General features: G+C 39.7%; 2 protein-coding genes. Both read right to left on the bottom strand.

Going from position 1 to position 1,966, the window contains the following annotated elements:
• Positions 1-377: 377 nt before the first annotated feature.
• The gene (locus J8L98_RS24320) at positions 378-917 is read right to left on the bottom strand and encodes a hypothetical protein (protein WP_210998640.1); all 540 of its coding nucleotides are present in this window, start codon (positions 915-917) and stop codon (positions 378-380) included.
• 77 nt (positions 918-994) lie between these two features.
• On the bottom strand, positions 995-1,966 hold a 972-nt coding region (locus J8L98_RS24315; protein WP_210998639.1), incomplete at its 5' end, for a hypothetical protein.

Here is a 1,966-nt window from a genome sequence, read left to right as displayed (position 1 = left end):
CTGTTTTTAGGATTACCTGCTGCAGCTTCTTTTCCAGCATCCTCAATTGCTTGCGACGCTTCTAATTCAGCCTTGACTTGCTCCTGTGACAGCCCTCTCACTTGTACTTGGTCTGTTTCACCAGCAAGGTTATACCCTGTGGTGGTGATGCTTTTTATGGCGCCACCATAACCCACATTGACTTAGGAAGTTTGTGCCTGTCCTTTTTTATCGCTTTCCTTTTTTATCGCTTTCTTTTTTAGTCTTCTTTTTTAGTCTTCTTTTTTAGTCTTCTCAAATAAACTGGATGTATAAGCAGTGGTTAAACCACCCAATTATGCAAGAAATTTGTGCCTGTCCCATCTTATTCACGTTTTTTATAATTCGGGACCCGTTACTTAGTCACTTTTCTTTGCGCCTTTATCAACACTCCAATCAAATTCATAACGTACCCAAAGCTCGATCCAAGCAAAGAATAAAGCAATTATCAACAGACCATATACCCCTTTCCATACGTATAGTAAGAAAGCACTAAAGCCAACAAAAGAAAAGAAAAAAAAGAGTAACCTGCCTTGAGTATCATAAGTCTTAACTACTTCACCATATGGTAAGTAATATTGTCGTAAGCTGTCTAAGCACCCGCGACGCGAAAAATACCAATTTAGTATCTTTCTAGAAGCAAACCACCCCAGTAACGATATTATTGCTGAAGGCGCAAATGGGTTATATCGACTTGGTTCTACTATGCTTGGGTCCCAAGTATTCAGTATGTGCCACCAAAGATTACTTTCAACCAAGAAAAAAAGCGTTAGAGCTGTAAAAAAAACCCCCAAAGGAAAGGATATGTCAGATAAGGCCCCTTTATGAGGATCTTTACCCGGAAACTCTCTTATCATAAATAAATAGGAAAAATAGTAATAGAATGTAAATATTTTCATAGTAGTTGTTTATCTCGTCACGTATGGAATATATTGGGTGGCAACTACAAAGTTGCCACCCAATATAAATTAGCTAGTTACAATTTACCTAAATCAAACATCCTGTAATTTGGATTTATTTGCTGATTGGCGTGAATAATATCACTGGTCTGATGCATAGCCTTTGTCCAGCCATCGGCTACTTGGCCAGCATGTGGACCATATTTAACTGTATAACTAGGGGTTGCTTGAAGTGCAATATCTAAACCCGTAAATGCCATACCTATAGGAGACAATCTCGCCAATGCCGTTACATTTTTAAAACGATTTAAGCTACTTGCGGCAAACGCACTATTGACAGCCAAATATCCCCCTTCCCTGAAGCCATCACCAAAGTCAATACCGTCACCATACTTGTAGTCATTGGCTAATGTGATTACCGAACTAGCTGCTGTGAAGCCGTAGCCAATTTTTGTGAGTCCATCACCAACATTCGAAATTCCAGAGGAGAATACTCGAGTATCTAACGCATAGTTGTTTATAACTGTTGCTTTCCCTGCGCCATAGACCCTATCAAAATAGCTACCTACGATCCCACTTTGCATTGATGTATAGTGGCTACCAGTAGAACCCCAACCTTTGCTAGTTGTTTTAGTCAACGCTCCTAAACCAAGTAACGCGCCATTAATTTCGTTTGTACCAAACAAGCTAGGAAGCTGCTCTATGGCATATCTTGAGTTATAATTCCACGTAGAAAATGCTGAATTAGACGGCAATACATCGAAATTATCGTTTGCATATTGATTGAGCGTGTTCTCAATTAATGATTTATTGACCCAACCATTTTGATTTGCTGTAACTAGCTCACTTTCAAAGCCATAATTAACCTCAAAAGTATCGTTACTGGTAAACCTTTCTGATTTAGCAATTGCGCTGTGTGCTGAGCTGATTTGTGCATTATGACGTTGTGTTAGATTTGACCGAACAGCATCAATACTAGCACTCAACCCATTCGCGCTATCAACAACTCCCTGCTGCCTTGATGCTCTTCTCGCCTCATCTGCCGAAAA

It is taken from the genome of Pseudoalteromonas sp. MMG013, assembly GCF_018100885.1.
Taxonomy (GTDB): domain Bacteria; phylum Pseudomonadota; class Gammaproteobacteria; order Enterobacterales; family Alteromonadaceae; genus Pseudoalteromonas; species Pseudoalteromonas aurantia.
This window is presented reverse-complemented; position numbering and strand designations above follow the sequence as displayed.